We start from the raw sequence: 14884 nt of genomic DNA, 5'->3' as shown, positions 1-14884 counted from the left end.
TATGGATATACGATAAAACGGCCTTAATGGATTTCGTTGTTTAAAATTTTTGCCGTTGTCAGGTTCGCGCACAAATCAACAGCACTTTTAAACGCATCCTCATGAAATCCGTATTTGAAATAACTTCCACAGAAATAAACCGGCCCTGTTTCGTTCAGTAATTTTAAGCTGCTCTGCGCGTGCATGGCCGGGACGTCAAAAAGCGGATGCTCGTAGTCGATTTCCCGTATGATCTTGTTTGCATTAAGATCGTCCTGAGGATTGATCGAAACGAAATAGTTTTTTTTGTCAGATACCTGTTGCAGCCTGTTCATCCAGTAAACCGTGCTTGGCGCGATTTCAAACTTGCTTTCGGCGATCCGGTAATTCCAGCTGCTCCACGCCAGTTTTGTATCAGGCATTACTTTTTCGTCGGTATGTAAAACCGCTTTATTGTATTGATACTTGAAATTCGACAAAATATTTTGTTCAAGCACGGTCGGTTCACTAAGCATGGCCAACGCCTGGTCCGCATGACTGGCGATGATCACACGGTCGAAAACTTCGCGGGTGCCGTCCGATGCGAGTACGGTAACCTTATCATTTTCCCGCTTGATTTTTACGGCCTTCCGGTTAACGTGGATTTTATTTTTAAATGGCTTGATCAGGATTTCACGATAAGACTGACTGCCGTTATGGAGCGTATACCATTGGTGTTGCGTATCAATGCCAAGAAAGCCATGGTTTTTGAAGAACCTGATCAGGGTTACAGCCGGAAAATCAAGCATTTGCTCCATGGGCGTGGACCAAACAGCCGAGCTCATCGGCACCAGATATTTCCATAACATATCGTCGCTGTATCCAAATTCCCTGATATATTGTCCAATCGAATAATTCGAAAACTGGGGGTCGTCCAAAATCTGCACACTGTCCCGGTTAAACCTTGAAATTTCAGAGAGCATTCTGATGTATTTCAGGTTGAACAGATTTTTGCGCTGTGCAAAAAGGTGATTAAGACTTGACCCACTGTATTCCAGGCCGCTGGGCTTGTGCTGAACACTAAAAGACATATCTGTTTTTTTTACCGACGCGTCAATCTCTTTAAACAGCCTGCACAAATTGGGATAGGTTTCGTAATTGAAAACCATAAAACCGGTATCAATGTGAACAGGTTTTCCCTCTTCATCCACGGTAACCGTGTTGGTATGCCCGCCAACATAGTCATTCTGTTCGAACAGTGTGATGTCGTCTGTCTGGTGCAGGAAATGACCGCAGCCCATACCCGCAATTCCGGTTCCTATAATCGCTGTTTTAAGCATCGCTAATTGGTTACAGATTTTAAGAAATACATTACGGCATAGGTGGAAAGCTGCCCTCCCGGACCGTTCAGGTTATAGTCAAAAGCGTGTGTTGCCCACGGCAGGGTGAGCAAATAATGTTTAACCCCGTTGGTGCTCAGTTTGGCATTAAGCCTTTTGCTATGCTCGTAAGCCACCAGAACGTCGTTCTCTCCGTGAATTAAAAGGGTAGGAGGCGACTGGTTTGAAACATATAACAAAGGAGAACTTTTCTCAAAATTCTGCGGATGGGTATTGTAACTTCCGCCCAGATAATCTTCCATCACTTTGCGCGAGTCCATGATAAGTGGATTCGACGGAATTGAATAACCCCAGACCATATCGGCAGGGCCATAAAAATCGATAACTCCCTTTACCTCCGGATCTTTGAGGGTAAAACCGGCAAGCAACGCAATCTGTGCTCCCGCAGAACGTCCGAGCAAAATAAAATTACCTGAATCAATATGCCAGGCTGCTGCCTTTTCTTTTAAAAAAGCCAGTGCATCTCTGACGTCTTCAACCGGCGCGGGATTTTGATAAGATGGCGCGAGACGGTAATTAATAGCGGCCACATGATATCCTTTACTTGCCAGGACGCTGTTCAGTTCTGGCAATTGTTTGCTATCCCCGCTTTTCCAGGAACCTCCGTGCACAACAATTACGCAGGGTTTTACACCAGGAATAGCCGATGGATAAAAATCCATGGTCAAATTACCCTTATCTGTTTTTTTATAACTGACGGTACTATACGGAATACTGATATTACTTTTAAAAAGACCGGGGTATGAAAATGGTTTTTGGCTGGCCACACTGTGATCACCAAAAGCGGATGCCATATCGTTACGTATCTTTTTGGATATGAAGTAGGCTCTCGCAATGGGCGATGCAAAAATGAACAGGGCAATAAAAGAAACAATAAGTGTAGGTGTCTGATATGCCGATGGCTTGAACGAAACGAGAATAACAACCAGTAAAACCGCTATAAAAACCCACGAAAATTCATCCGCTGCGATTGCCAGCAGCCATAAATAGAAGGCTGGTGCGGGCAAAATGGTCAGCAGTGAAATCAGAAACAGGATGATTGTCAGCGATAGTTTTACCATGGCGCCGGGATTTTATGAAACAGATAATGACTTACCATCCATTCGTTTCCATCGTCGTAATTCCATAATTCAGCGCAGGACATATAGAAAATACGCCAGTAGACCCACCATTTTAAGGCTTCGTCTTTGCCATAAGTCTGCTCGAAGAGTGGCATGATTTCGTCCCGGTGAATGTCCATGTTATTCAGCCAGGCTTCGGAAGTTTTTGCATAGTGCGTACCGTTAACAAGCCATTGCTTTTCCATGTTAAGGTCATCGTTGAAATGCAGCAAAAGATCATTGCTTGGCATTACCCCGCCACTGAAAAAATACTTGCTCATCCAGTCCGTTTCATCCTTTACCTCAAACAGGTACGCGAATTCTTTGTGTGTGAAAATATGGACAAACACTTTCCCGTGGTCATCCAGAAAGGAAGCTACTTTCTGCATCAGCAGTTTGTAGTTTCGCATATGCTCAAACATCTCAACAGACACAATCCTGTCAAATTTTTCATCCGTATGAAAGGTATTCATATCGGCAGTAATGACTTTCAGGTTCTGAATATTTCTCAAAAAAGCCTGTTCGTCAATGTGTTGTTTTTGCGTTCTGGAATTGGAAACAACGGTAAAGATACTGCCGGGATATTTTGCTGCCATAAAAAGTGACAGCGAACCCCAGCCACAACCCAGTTCAAGAACATTCTGCCCGTTTATAAGCTCGGCACGCTCACAGGTCAGTTCAAGCATATCCCGTTCCGAGATATCAATGTCCGTGACGCCGGGTTTCCAGAATCCGCAGGAATATTTCAGATTTTCGCCCAGGCAATATTGATAAAATTCTGTCGGCACTTCATAATGCTGTTCGTTTGCATCAGCCGTATTTACCGCAATAGGTGAATTTTTAAGCGTATTGATAAATTGTAATAAATGGCGTTGCTGTGCCTCGCCGCCGCCCTTATTTTCTTCGCGCAAACGTTGTTTTAAATATTTTCGTATTCCCATCCTGATAAGGAAATCGGGTATTTGGTTATTAACCAAAAGTTTATCGTACCACATGGAGGACTTGCAGGTTTTTCTTGATGAGATTATGACGGATATACGCAGATCAGCACACTTTAGATTTATTTCTGGCAGTTTTTTGGAATTTTAGCTCAATTACTTTTTTTAAACCATGGAAAAAATGCGCTTGTCGATTTTTGATACGCCTCGTATAATGCGCCTTTTGACCGCAGCGATTGTTCCTCCGTCGCAGGAATACCCGTCACGTTAAAAAGCAGATACAGAATAATGGCGGGGCTGATCATGGCAAGATATCCATACGGCGAACCCAGTGCGAAGATGAAATACGAAACCCAGATCAGCCATTCAAAAAAATAATTCGGGTGCCGCGAATAATTCCAAAGGCCACTATCGCAGACTTTCCCTTTGTTGCCGGGATCTTTCTTGAAACTGTCCAGCTGCCAGTCTGCAATGGCTTCTCCGGTTACAGCAATAATCCAGATTGCCAGGCCTGTATATTCCCAAAATGACAGCACCGGAGACTGGTTCTGTGTGATGATAAAAAAAGGTATTGCCAGCAATACATTGGATACTCCCTGTGCCTGAAAAAACCAGAAAAACTTCTTCTCAGCAATCGGAGCCCATTCTTTTCTTAATTGTGCGTAACGTCCTTCTTCTTCATGAATATGCGAAATGACGCGCCTCCCCAGATGCGTACCCAGACGAACTCCCCAGATCATAACCATAGCGCAGATCATGAGTTTTCGGGTCTCAAATCCATTGGCGAGAAAGAACACAATTACGGCAATTACGGGAAAGTTATAAGACCAGAATATGTCGACAATACCTGCATTTTTGATCTTTTTTGCCCATAACCAAACGGCCGTCATGATCATGCTGCAAACGAATAATGAAACGGCCACCGGGAGAAATACAGAATTATTCATGGCGTTTGGTTAAAAGGTCGATCAGGCCTTCACCCGGTTGAAGACGGAATAATTCAATCAGGATATAAGCACAGCTGGCAATGCTGCCCAGGAAAAACATTAACAGCAACCATACAATTTTTAACAGAATGCTTGGTTCTTTATAAAATATCCACAAATAAATGATGAAGGCGTTGGCATAAAAATCCCAAAGTGTGGCACGCATCCACGGGATCGACCCTAAAAAATCCCATTCTTTGAACAAATTGCTTTTGAGGCTCGTACTGATCACGACGTAACACATCCAGATTAGTAAAACGCTGAAAATTATTTTTAATGCGGTGATCATGATTAAGGATGGTAAGTGTTAGATTATGAGTATTGTATCAATATTTTTATCTCTTGGTAAACAATTTTGTCGCAATGATTATGGCAAAAGCCGCCTTTCTCCCGGCAAGTCTTTCGAGTTAATCGTACATTGTGATACTATTAGTACGATTTTTTCATCAATCCGGATTAAGTAGGGAGCATAATACCTCAAAAAGATATTTTTTTGATGACAAACAACAGGGAGTGAAAAGCAAAAACATAAAGAAATATTACAGCTTCTTAAAGTTCAGGCGGGACTTTACACGATTCAGTATCGACAAAGTCAGAAGTTATGAAATTGTGATTTACTGGCTGAAAAGTGTGCTTACCCGCAGCCAGTTTCTTATTCTTTCCGGTATTTTGGTGGGTTGCACGGCCGGTCTGGCCGGTGTGATTTTGAAATCGCTGGTGCATTATATTCACTATGTGATCACCTATAAGGTGCACTTTGAAGATCAGGTGTTGTTTTATCTCATTTTCCCGTTTTCCGGAATCGTCATCACAACAATTGTTGTTAAGTTGTTTTTCAATGGCATGGATAAAAAGGGAATTCCTGTTATCCTCCACGAAATTGCTCAGAATGCGAGTAATGTTTCTTCGGTTAAAATGTATTCACAGATTGTCCAGAGCGCGATAACCGTCGGATTGGGCGGTTCTGCGGGTCTGGAAAGTCCGATTGCTGTGACAGGTGCGGCTATCGGTTCAAATTTTGCTCAGACCTATAAACTTGACTACCGCGAGAGAACCCTGTTGCTTGCTGCCGGCGCAACGGCCGGTATTGCGTCTGCCTTTAATGCACCGATCGCCGGAATGATGTTTGCCTTTGAAATACTGCTTACAGGTGTCGTTTTTTCAGACTTTATCCCGCTGGTTGTTGCCGCGGTTTGCGGCAGTTTGATATCAAGGATTTTATTAAAGGAAGAGGTACTTTTCCAGTTCCACACACGTGGCGCATTTGATTATCATAACATACCTTTTTACCTGATTCTGGGCGTTTTATGTGGTTTGTATGCCCGGTATTTTCTTGTGATCACCCGGTATATTGAAGAGTTCTTCCATGGACTTAAATTATCAAAGATTCAAAAAGCAATGCTTGGCGGTGGTATTTTGTCGCTGCTGTGTGTGCTTTATCCGCCGCTATTTGGCGAAGGTTACGATACCATCAAATCCTTTACAAACGGAGAAATCAAAGAAGTGATGGAAAACAGTTTCTTCCGTTTTATCGGATATCGCGAATGGGTGATCATCGTTTTTGTTGCCGTGGTTTGTCTGTTAAAGGCTTTTGCAACGTCAATTACCATTCAAAGCGGGGGAAATGGCGGTAATTTTGCACCCTCACTATTTGCCGGGGGCTCTTTGGGATATGTTTTTGCACTGCTCTGTATACAGGCAGGAATTAAGGATGTACCAATGGTTAATCTGGTCATCGTCGGAATGGCAGGTGTTATGAGCGGTGTGTTGTATGCGCCCTTGACTGCCATTTTCCTGATCGCGGAATCCAGCTCGGGCTATGACCTGTTTATACCTTTGATGATCGTTTCGGTGATTTCCTTTCTGATGGCAAAATGGTTTTCTGCCGTTTCTCCTGATTTGGAAAAGATGGCCAGTGAGGGCAAAATATTTACGAAAGAGCACGACAGAAATCTCTTGTCTTTACTGCGTACCCTCGACTTATTGGATAAGGATGTTCAGGTTATCAGCGATAGGGCGTCGTTTGATGAACTCCGGGAAGTTGTAAAAAATGGGAAAAGAAACCTTGTAGCGGTTTTAAATGAAGATCTAACACTGGTAGGAATTATAACTCTGGACGATTTAAGGCCGATCCTTTTCAGTCGGGATCTGGACGGCTCATTAAATATCGGTGATCTTTTAAAAGAACCCAAGGCAGTGATTATCGAAAATGACTCCGTGGTAGAAGTTGCCAGGAAGTTTGATGAAACAGGGTTATGGCATTTGCCGGTTGTTACCGTGACGGGTAAATTTGCCGGATTTATTTCCAAGTCCAGTGTACTCAATAGTTATCGCCAGTTGTTACAAGCGCATTCCGGATAACGGGAAAGAGAAACTCCTGTTAAAGTATTGGGTTAACTTTAACAGGAGCTCCGTTATGGCCTTGGTAACAATTACTTAGCTTTTCTTACATAAATGTTGCCGTTCATATTTTTCATCATCACTTCTTTTCCGCCGCCGTTTACTTTTCCCTGTACCCAATCGGAAATGCTTACTTTGTATAAACCATCTTTGGTCGAACGTGTTGCCTTGGGCTGGGTTTTGTCGACATCTACATCAAAGTCGCTGTAAATCTCACCACGGTCTGATTTAAGTTTTACATCAAATTTTGCTGTTGCCGGAAACGTAATATCCACATTGCCATTCAGTGTAGAAAAAGCCATTGGTGATTCCGGATTAACGGACTTAAATACTGCTTTCAGATTACCGTTGACTGTATTGGCCACAACCGACCCGGAAATATTGGTAAGCTGGATAGCGCCGTTGACATTTGAAATTTCAAGTTCTCCGCTCACGTTATCAACCGTAACATCGCCTTCATTGATCGTCCCAACCCGTAAACCAAACTGAACGGGCACTTTAATGGTCAGATGCATCGGATGTCTGCCCATACCGGTCTTGATGCTGACATTATTTTTTTGCTCTTCAACAGTCAGGTCAAGATCGCCTCTTCCCGATGTGATGCGTTTTAATCCTTTTGCATTTTCATCTTTCGAATCGTCATTTTTCTCGGTCGACACTTTTGATACCGCATCAATGATGACATCTTTTCCCGCATACCCGATCACATGGATGGAGCCTCTGATCAGTTTTACGTTCAATGATCCCGGTTTTCCCGGATCCGAGAGTGCCACGGTCAACTGTTCTTTTGTTTCATTCTGAGCGAGTAGGGGAAGCGTTTTGATACTTGCGGCCATGATCAAAGCAATGGCCATTAATTTGTGGATTTTCATATAATCAGGATTGTTTTTTTAGATAGATATTTCCGTTGAATGTTTCGAATTTGAAGGTCCTGCCTCCGTTTCCGATTCTTATTGCTGTCTCTGCATTTAATTTATAAACCGTTTTATTGTGATCTGTTTCCTGGCTTTTTACCACTCTTGCAGGCAATGTTTCTGTATTCGGGAAGTCTGTATAAAAGTCACCGCGAAAGCTTTTGAGCTGGCAGTCGGCTGAAAGATTTTCCGGATAACTGATGATAAGATCGCCATTGAGTGTCTTGAACTGAGATTCGCCCGGAGGGATGCTCACATAGTTGGCTTCCACATTTCCATTGACCGTCCTGATTTCGGAAGCGCCCTTGGCATTGGTGAGTTTTATAGCTCCGTTTACATTGGAGACTTTAAGCGAGCCTGTTACGTCATCAACCGTTACTTCGCCGCCGTTTACGGTTGATACCTGCAAATTCATGGAGTAGGGCACTTTCACTGTAAATTCAAGATGGAAATCATATTTTCTTTCCTGTCTGCTTCCCCAGTTTTTATTGCCCCGGTTAGGTCGGGTGTCCACAGGTTCGGATATGTATGCCAGGATGCTGTCTTCTTTTTGTTCAAAATTGAGCTTAAATTCCTCTTTGGCAACATTCAGGAGTTCCTGCCCTTCGGCCGACAATGTTTTATCAACTTCAAGCATCACCTTATCCCCGTCATAACCCTTTACCTTGATAAACCCGTTGATGTTGTAAATGGCCAGCACATTCTTTCCGGAGCTATTTGATACCGTAAATTGCTTGCTGATATGCTCTTTGAAAAACTGTTTTTGCGCTGGCGCCTGGGTACAAGAAAGTACCAGCCCCACCAGAAATGGGATTATTATTTTTTTCATGGCTAATAAATTTGATTGGTTGTTTAAGAAAGATCTTTAATCGTTTGTTCGATTTTATTTTTCACCAGTTCATCCAGGTTTTCCTGTCTTAACATTTGCCTGAAAGCCTTGATGGAGCGTTTTTCCTGCAATTTTACCATCACATCAGCAAGTGCCACCTGCACCATGGGAGAGTCTTGCCGGGCCAGCGACTGCACGAGTTCTTTACGAACCAGCGGATCATTCGCAAACTGCGTGATGGCTTCCAGGGTCACAAGCCTTACATTCACATTCGGATCATTATTCAGCGTCGAAAAAAGCGCTTCAATCACTTTTTCGTCCGCGTGTGTGATGTCATTCGTGTAACTTACGGCCCTGAGACGCTCGGTAGCGGAAGGGTTTTCGATTAACGTCAGCATCATCATCTGCCGCATTTCCTGAATCTGGTTTGCCAGTGTATCGATTTGTTCAGTATAAGCTGTTGAAGCCTTTGGATCCTTATTCATCCTGAACCCGATAATCCAGCCAAGCCCAACCAGTAAAAGACTGAAAGTAAGCTGAACCGTCCACTGCGGTATTACAAACTGACGAACCGCGTCGATCAGGTGATCAATGGAATATTTGTCCTTTTCTTTAACCGTTTTTTTATAGTCGTGAAGCATGCTGTTGAAATTGACACGCATGGTTTCGCTCGGTACTTCCACCCGGACTTCGCCCATCATTTCCCATAAATCCCTGCTTTCCGCAAATTCTTTCTGACACTCCGGGCATTGTCCAAGGTGTTTTTCGATCCTGATCCGTTCTGGGTCAGTTGCAGGTTTGTTTAACCAATCGGTAAACTGTCCTTTTGTATGGTCACATGTCATGTGTTTTCCTTCGGTTTTCATTTTTCAAAAATACTTTCTTCAACTCACCCAGTGCACGGTGTACGCGCACTTTTACTGTCCCCTCCGTGATATTCAAAATGCCGGCAATCTCTTCATATTTAAGTTCCTGAAACCGGCTCAATACCAATATTTCCCGGTGATCCTCACTCAACACCGCCATGGCTTTATGCAGTGACTCGGCGTCCTGCTGTTTTTCAAAAGCTGCGTCGGCGGATGTTCCTCCATCAATCCTGTCCGCATAGGCATGGACATCTTCATGGTTTCTCGACTTGTTTTGCTTGACGGAATCATTCAATACATTTCTGGCCAGGTGATACATCCACGTTCTGAATTCGCCTTCTCCCGTAAAAGTATGGCGGTATTTCAGCATCCGGTAAAATACGTTCTGCACAAGATCTTCGCTGACATCCGCCTTGCCTGTCATATGATACAGGAATGAAAACAACGGACGGTGGTACCGCTCAAAGAGCAATCCCATCTTATCAAGGTCCCCGGATTTTACCCGGAGCATCAGCGAATTATCCGTTAGCGTGTTCAACAGTATTTACCTTTTTTAGTGTTCTTATAGTGGAAACCTGAGCAGCGGTAAAAGGTTACAGGAAATTGTAAAAAAAAGTAAAATATTTTTTTGGTATGATTAAGCCTTTGATAAAACAGGCACATACATTCTAGTGTTAAATATAACTGTTTTTTGTAAGTTATTGATTAAATGGTATTTGTGAGATTAATGGAGGGCTCCCGGAGTGACTGCAAACAAAAATCCCCGGCATGCTGCCAGGGATTTTTAAGAATATTTTCTCACCTCAAATACGCTGAGTATTTGACTGGTGGCAAAGATTAAAAACTTTATTCTGTTAAATAATGACGAAGGTCAGTTTTTTAAAAATATGCGTTCTTACTTTCTGAAATAGATTTAGGCTATTAACTATTCTGATAAACCGCCGTAAACTCTTTTGCAAAGTCATCCAGGGAAGTCTGGGTTGTGTTTTCAGGTGTCCGGACAAAGTCCGCAAGATATTTCCCGGAATTAAGCCCCTTCCACAATTCTGTATAACCTTCGGCGATCGGTGCCGGTACTCCGGCAGAAATCATCCCTTCTTTCGCGGCATCAGAAGGATACTGGATATACTGCAAAGCAGGTAAATTAATGGCTTCTCCCAGTATTTTAGCGGCTTCCTGAATGGTGTAATCACGATTACCAGAAACGAATTCGCGAGAGAAACCTTTAAAATCAAGTGCAAGCAGTTGTTTGGCAGCTGCCTCGCCAATGTCTTTTGTATGGACAAAAGGTACTTTAAGGTCGGCGTGAAGGGAATCACCAAATGCGCCCTGGCCTTTAATCTGTGGTATGTAGGCGTAAAGATTCTCCATGAAAAATCCCGGTCTCAGTGCGAGGACGTTCAAACCCGGGACATTCTGCAATTGTTGTTCCCACTCACCAAGTCCGCTTACAGGTCCTGCGCCAAAAGGAGCAAGCTGAGAACCCATTGAGCTCAATATCACCACATGTTTCACCCCTGCGTTTTCAATTGCATTGGTGATAGCCGTACCCACGCGGCGCTGATATGCACGCCATGATTCTGTAATACTCCAGATAGGAGGAATAATGGCGTACACCGCATCGACACCGGCAAATGTTTTTGTTAGAAAATCTTCGTCGGTGAGATCGCCAATGGCAGCGGACGCTCCCTTCTCTACAAGCGATTGTAGTCCTTCCGCTTTCCGGCCCACAACAACGACTTCCTGTCCGGCCTCCAGTAATTTTTCTGCCGCTACTTTTCCTGTCTTTCCGCTGGCTCCTGTGATAACGTATTTCATATGTTTATAATTTACATACATACTAGTTGGTATGTATAAAGTGAAAAAAATTATTGTTTATAATTATTTAAGATTTTGATCAGCTGTTCAACGCAAACGATGAATTTTGAATAACTGTTAAATGATTTGCCAATGGCGTAACTTCCTTCCAGTGAGGCTAAAATGAAAAGTGTCAAAGCATCTGCGTCAGTATCTGCAAGAATTGTCCCATCCGCAATTCCACCCTCAATACCTTGCCTGATCATTTTTCTTTCCTCGTTCAGGATGGATGACAATCGCTTATTAAAACCTTCATCAAGAGGAGACATTTCCTGGATCAGGTTATTAAGCGGGCAGCCCAGGTGAATGGTTTCCTGGTTTGAATATCCGGCAATACATCTTAAAGTATTTGAAATTGCATCAATCACGTGCACGCCCTGCGTGCTTAAATTTTTCCAGGTATTGATGTAACTGGGTGCAATAAGCTCATCCACAACTGCATAACCTACATTGAGTTTGTCTTTGAAATAATGATAAAAGGCGCCCTTGGTAATCCCCATTTGAGCGATTACCTTATCCGTACGCAACCCCTGAAAACCATGCAAACGCATGGCTTCAAAATTCTTTTGCAATATTTCCCCTCTCGTATCAAGCATGATACAAACGTACATACTAGTTGGTATGCACGCAAGCTTTTGACGAATTTTATTTTATTTTCCTGAAATAGTAATAGTAGCGTTTTAATAAGCCTCTGTCCGGAAGTATCTGTGAATCATAATGTTGCCATCCGTTATTTTCCATATGGTTCAGCACGGCAGCCGAAGAAAAAAACGTAAGTGTCTTGCCTGTCAGGTCAGTGATTTGGGTTGTGGTTTTTTTTGTTTTTTGCCCGTAATCAAGAAAAATATCCACTTTATCGCCTGCAAGCCCATACCCAATCATTTCGATGGTACAGACCTTGATACTGTCAGATTTGTTGATGTCTACGCCGGAAACAATGATCTGGGAAAAGGAGGGAGTGGAGATCAGAATAAGGCTGATCAGGATTAAATTTTTCATGTGCCAGTGTAATTGTTTGTTGAAAATAAAAAAGGCAGCATTGTTAAAAATGCTGCCTTGCGGATTAAAGAATACCGGCAATTTTTTCCAGCTCCTCATTACTGAATTCCTGGTTTTTCAGACAAGTCAATGAATCAAGCAATTGTGATACACGACTTGCTCCAATCAGTACCGATGTGATCCGGGGATCTTTCAGCAACCAGGCAAGTGCCATCTGCGCGAGTGTTTGTCCACGTTCCTGGGCTATGTCATTCAGTTTCCTGATTTTCTCAATAACCTCAGGCGTTACCTGATTTTGTTGTAAAAAACCTTCCGGTTTTGCAGCTCTTGAATCGGCCGGAATACCTTTGAGATATTTATCCGTGAGCAGTCCCTGTGCCAATGGCGAAAATGGAATACATCCCACACCTTCACGTTCTAAGACATCCAGCAAACCACCTTCCACCCAACGCTCAAACATGGAGTATTTAGGCTGATGGATCAGGCAGGGTGTCCCCAGTTGTTTCAAAATTCCAATGGCTTTCTCTGCGTCTGCCGCCTCATAATTGGAAATGCCAACGTACAAAGCTTTACCCTGACGAACGATCAGATCAAGTGCTGCCATGGTTTCTTCCAAAGGCGTATCAGGATCCGGGCGGTGGTGGTAAAAAATATCGACATAATCAAGGCCCATCCGTTTAAGGCTCTGGTCAAGACTAGCCACCAGGTATTTTTTTGAGCCCCATTCGCCGTAAGGTCCCGGCCACATCAGATAACCTGCTTTTGAGGAAATGATCAACTCGTCGCGATAAGGCAGAAAATCCTTTTTCATCAGCAACCCGAAATTTTCCTCGGCAGAGCCCGGAGGCGGACCATAGTTATTGGCAAGGTCAAAATGAGTTATGCCGTGATCAAAAGCAGTAGTAAGAATAGACCGGTAGTTTTCAAAAACGTCGACACCTCCGAAATTATGCCACAAACCAAGAGAAATGGCGGGCAATTTAAGGCCGCTTTTGCCACACCTACGATAGGTCATTTGCTCGTAGCGGGCAGGATCTGCTAAATAAGTCATTGAAATGTTGTAAAGAAAGAGTAAAGATTTAAATCTGCGGAAAAGATAGCCGTTTTATTCTGGTTCGGAAAATTAACTTTTCAGGAAATAATGTTCTTCAAACTGTTTTTAAGTAACCAACACGGCTATTTTTGCTGAAAATCCATACATTGTTTATAGATTCACGATTATAATCGCACATTCTAATTCTGACATTAATTTCCTTTCCGGATATGGAGTTTTTTTTACTTTCTTTTTTCCTGATTCAGTTTATTCGTAAAAGGCTGGAAACAGCTGTGAAATCTCCGGAGCTGGATAAGATACTTGTGTTTGCCCGATATGCCTCCATAGGTTTGATGGCTGCGTACTATATTTTTAATCAATCCACTTTTATCCACTGGCTTTGGTATCCTTTTCTGGGAGGGCTGTTTTGGTTTTTATATAATCATGGAGAGTATAAACAGATCCGGTCACTCGTGCAGTCGGCGATCCCGTTTATTATTGTTTCGCTGATTGGTGACTTTGCACACCTTGTGCTGCCTATTAAAATTTACAACCGCTGGGATAATTATATTGATACGGCCAAGGCGTTCGCTTTGTTATGGCTCTTTGCACTTTGGTACAATTCTCAGAAACAGCAAAAGGCGTTGGAGCGGGAGCGGGAAGAGCAGCGTAGAAAAGATGAAATTAACGAAGCTAAAAAAGACGCGCTGGAATACCTTGTCAATGAGCGGACCATTGAGCTGACAAGACAAAAGGAAGAACTTCAAAAAACACTGGATGAATTAAAAGCAACGCAAAATCAATTGATTCAGAGTGAAAAAATGGCATCGTTGGGGGAGCTTACTGCCGGTATCGCCCATGAAATACAGAATCCGCTGAATTTTGTCAATAACTTCTCTGAGGTTTCCGTGGAGCTGTGCCAGGAACTGGAAGAAGAAATCAATAAAACGACGATCGCTGATGCTGATAAGGAATATATTAACGGGATCATCAGTGATTTAAGCCAAAATCAGCAGAAGATAACGCATCACGGAAAACGTGCTGATTCTATCGTGAAAGGCATGTTACAGCATTCCCGAGCATCGTCGGGGACGAAGGAGCCGACAGACGTAAACGCCCTGGCTGACGAATACATGCGGCTTGCCTACCACGGTCTGCGTGCGAAGGACAAGGAATTTAACGCCGCGCTGGTGACTGATTTTGACCCTACCATGGGCAAAGTGGATGTGATGCCGCAGGATCTTGGAAGGGTATTTCTGAACTTGTTTACGAATGCATTTTATGCCGTAGCCGAAAAGAAAAAGCTGAATAAAGATAATCCGGCTTTTGCCAATTATAAACCGGAGGTTAAAATTATCACGAAATTGTTTGGCGGCAAATTGTATATCCGTGTTTCGGACAATGGAACGGGGATGCCGGAGAGCGTTATTTCCAAGATATTCCAGCCTTTTTTTACAACAAAACCAACGGGGCAGGGAACGGGTCTTGGTTTATCCATGAGTTATGATATTATCACAAAATCTCACGAGGGAACATTGGATGTGACATCAGTGGCGGGAGAAGGAACTGAATTTAAGATTACGCTGCCAGTCTGAATGCAGGTC

15 protein-coding genes are annotated in these 14884 nt (G+C 43.1%); 2 read left to right on the top strand and 13 right to left on the bottom strand.

The window, feature by feature from the left end; genetic code table 11:
- Positions 1-23: 23 nt before the first annotated feature.
- The 5 genes from M1L62_RS14875 to M1L62_RS14855 form a co-directional block, all read right to left on the bottom strand.
- Positions 24-1298 (bottom strand): NAD(P)/FAD-dependent oxidoreductase, encoded by a 1275-nt coding sequence (locus tag M1L62_RS14875; protein WP_254560373.1) that lies wholly within the window; start codon positions 1296-1298, stop codon positions 24-26.
- Positions 1299-1300: 2 nt separating this feature from the next.
- On the bottom strand, positions 1301-2419 hold the full coding sequence (locus tag M1L62_RS14870) for an alpha/beta hydrolase (RefSeq protein WP_254560372.1): 1119 nt from the start codon (positions 2417-2419) through the stop codon (positions 1301-1303).
- Positions 2413-3453: an SAM-dependent methyltransferase gene (locus tag M1L62_RS14865; protein ID WP_254560371.1), complete on the bottom strand. Its 1041-nt coding sequence runs from the start codon at positions 3451-3453 to the stop codon at positions 2413-2415. Before M1L62_RS14865 ends, M1L62_RS14870 begins: the two co-directional genes overlap by 7 nt.
- 95 nt (positions 3454-3548) lie before the next feature.
- The gene (locus M1L62_RS14860; RefSeq protein ID WP_254560370.1) at positions 3549-4343 is read right to left on the bottom strand and encodes a DUF1295 domain-containing protein; all 795 of its coding nucleotides are present in this window, start codon (positions 4341-4343) and stop codon (positions 3549-3551) included.
- Positions 4336-4671 carry a DUF1475 family protein gene (locus tag M1L62_RS14855; RefSeq protein ID WP_254560369.1) on the bottom strand — a complete coding sequence of 112 codons (336 nt, stop codon included), beginning with the start codon at positions 4669-4671 and terminating at the stop codon, positions 4336-4338. The genes M1L62_RS14860 and M1L62_RS14855 overlap by 8 nt, the downstream gene beginning before the upstream one ends.
- 224 nt (positions 4672-4895) lie before the next feature.
- Between M1L62_RS14855 and M1L62_RS14850 the strand changes: the two genes are divergently transcribed.
- A complete protein-coding gene (locus M1L62_RS14850) occupies positions 4896-6743 on the top strand; it encodes a chloride channel protein (RefSeq protein ID WP_254560368.1) in 1848 nt (615 codons plus the stop codon).
- Between the two features lie 71 nt (positions 6744-6814).
- On the opposite strand, the gene M1L62_RS14845 is transcribed toward M1L62_RS14850, so the two are convergent.
- The 8 genes from M1L62_RS14845 to mgrA all read right to left on the bottom strand — a co-directional run bounded on the left by M1L62_RS14845 (position 6815) and on the right by mgrA (position 13298).
- Positions 6815-7654, bottom strand: a complete 840-nt coding sequence (locus tag M1L62_RS14845; protein ID WP_254560367.1) for a DUF4097 family beta strand repeat-containing protein — start codon at positions 7652-7654, stop codon at positions 6815-6817.
- Between the two features lie 4 nt (positions 7655-7658).
- Positions 7659-8525: a DUF4097 family beta strand repeat-containing protein gene (locus tag M1L62_RS14840; protein ID WP_254560366.1), complete on the bottom strand. Its 867-nt coding sequence runs from the start codon at positions 8523-8525 to the stop codon at positions 7659-7661.
- Positions 8526-8548: 23 nt separating this feature from the next.
- The gene (locus tag M1L62_RS14835; protein ID WP_254560365.1) at positions 8549-9391 is read right to left on the bottom strand and encodes a HEAT repeat domain-containing protein; all 843 of its coding nucleotides are present in this window, start codon (positions 9389-9391) and stop codon (positions 8549-8551) included.
- Positions 9360-9902: an RNA polymerase sigma factor gene (locus M1L62_RS14830; RefSeq protein WP_254560501.1), complete on the bottom strand. Its 543-nt coding sequence runs from the start codon at positions 9900-9902 to the stop codon at positions 9360-9362. Before M1L62_RS14830 ends, M1L62_RS14835 begins: the two co-directional genes overlap by 32 nt.
- A 410-nt stretch (positions 9903-10312) precedes the next feature.
- Positions 10313-11209: an NAD(P)H-binding protein gene (locus tag M1L62_RS14825; protein ID WP_254560364.1), complete on the bottom strand. Its 897-nt coding sequence runs from the start codon at positions 11207-11209 to the stop codon at positions 10313-10315.
- A gap of 50 nt (positions 11210-11259) precedes the next feature.
- Positions 11260-11844 (bottom strand): TetR/AcrR family transcriptional regulator, encoded by a 585-nt coding sequence (locus tag M1L62_RS14820; RefSeq protein ID WP_254560363.1) that lies wholly within the window; start codon positions 11842-11844, stop codon positions 11260-11262.
- A 49-nt stretch (positions 11845-11893) separates the two neighbouring features.
- A complete protein-coding gene (locus M1L62_RS14815) occupies positions 11894-12247 on the bottom strand; it encodes a hypothetical protein (RefSeq protein ID WP_254560362.1) in 354 nt (117 codons plus the stop codon).
- 64 nt (positions 12248-12311) lie between these two features.
- On the bottom strand, positions 12312-13298 hold the full coding sequence (gene mgrA / locus M1L62_RS14810) for an L-glyceraldehyde 3-phosphate reductase (RefSeq protein ID WP_254560361.1): 987 nt from the start codon (positions 13296-13298) through the stop codon (positions 12312-12314).
- A gap of 212 nt (positions 13299-13510) precedes the next feature.
- Here mgrA and M1L62_RS14805 point away from each other — a divergent pair, with 212 nt between their 5' ends.
- Positions 13511-14875: a sensor histidine kinase gene (locus M1L62_RS14805; protein ID WP_254560360.1), complete on the top strand. Its 1365-nt coding sequence runs from the start codon at positions 13511-13513 to the stop codon at positions 14873-14875.
- Positions 14876-14884: the final 9 nt, after the last annotated feature.

It is taken from the genome of Dyadobacter diqingensis, assembly GCF_024220585.1.
Taxonomy (GTDB): domain Bacteria; phylum Bacteroidota; class Bacteroidia; order Cytophagales; family Spirosomataceae; genus Dyadobacter; species Dyadobacter diqingensis.
The sequence above is the reverse complement of the archived record's forward strand: the minus strand, read 5'-3'. Positions and strand labels throughout refer to the sequence as shown.

Coding starts and splice junctions, on each gene's coding strand:
- M1L62_RS14875 (WP_254560373.1), bottom strand. CDS start 1,298: ATGCTTAAAACAGCGATTATAGGAACCGGAATTGCGGGTATGGGCTGC.
- M1L62_RS14870 (WP_254560372.1), bottom strand. CDS start 2,419: ATGGTAAAACTATCGCTGACAATCATCCTGTTTCTGATTTCACTGCTG.
- M1L62_RS14865 (WP_254560371.1), bottom strand. CDS start 3,453: ATGTGGTACGATAAACTTTTGGTTAATAACCAAATACCCGATTTCCTT.
- M1L62_RS14860 (WP_254560370.1), bottom strand. CDS start 4,343: ATGAATAATTCTGTATTTCTCCCGGTGGCCGTTTCATTATTCGTTTGC.
- M1L62_RS14855 (WP_254560369.1), bottom strand. CDS start 4,671: ATGATCACCGCATTAAAAATAATTTTCAGCGTTTTACTAATCTGGATG.
- M1L62_RS14845 (WP_254560367.1), bottom strand. CDS start 7,654: ATGAAAATCCACAAATTAATGGCCATTGCTTTGATCATGGCCGCAAGT.
- M1L62_RS14840 (WP_254560366.1), bottom strand. CDS start 8,525: ATGAAAAAAATAATAATCCCATTTCTGGTGGGGCTGGTACTTTCTTGT.
- M1L62_RS14835 (WP_254560365.1), bottom strand. CDS start 9,391: ATGAAAACCGAAGGAAAACACATGACATGTGACCATACAAAAGGACAG.
- M1L62_RS14830 (WP_254560501.1), bottom strand. CDS start 9,902: ATGCTCCGGGTAAAATCCGGGGACCTTGATAAGATGGGATTGCTCTTT.
- M1L62_RS14825 (WP_254560364.1), bottom strand. CDS start 11,209: ATGAAATACGTTATCACAGGAGCCAGCGGAAAGACAGGAAAAGTAGCG.
- M1L62_RS14820 (WP_254560363.1), bottom strand. CDS start 11,844: ATGCTTGATACGAGAGGGGAAATATTGCAAAAGAATTTTGAAGCCATG.
- M1L62_RS14815 (WP_254560362.1), bottom strand. CDS start 12,247: ATGAAAAATTTAATCCTGATCAGCCTTATTCTGATCTCCACTCCCTCC.
- mgrA (WP_254560361.1), bottom strand. CDS start 13,298: ATGACTTATTTAGCAGATCCTGCCCGCTACGAGCAAATGACCTATCGT.
- M1L62_RS14805 (WP_254560360.1), top strand. CDS start 13,511: ATGGAGTTTTTTTTACTTTCTTTTTTCCTGATTCAGTTTATTCGTAAA.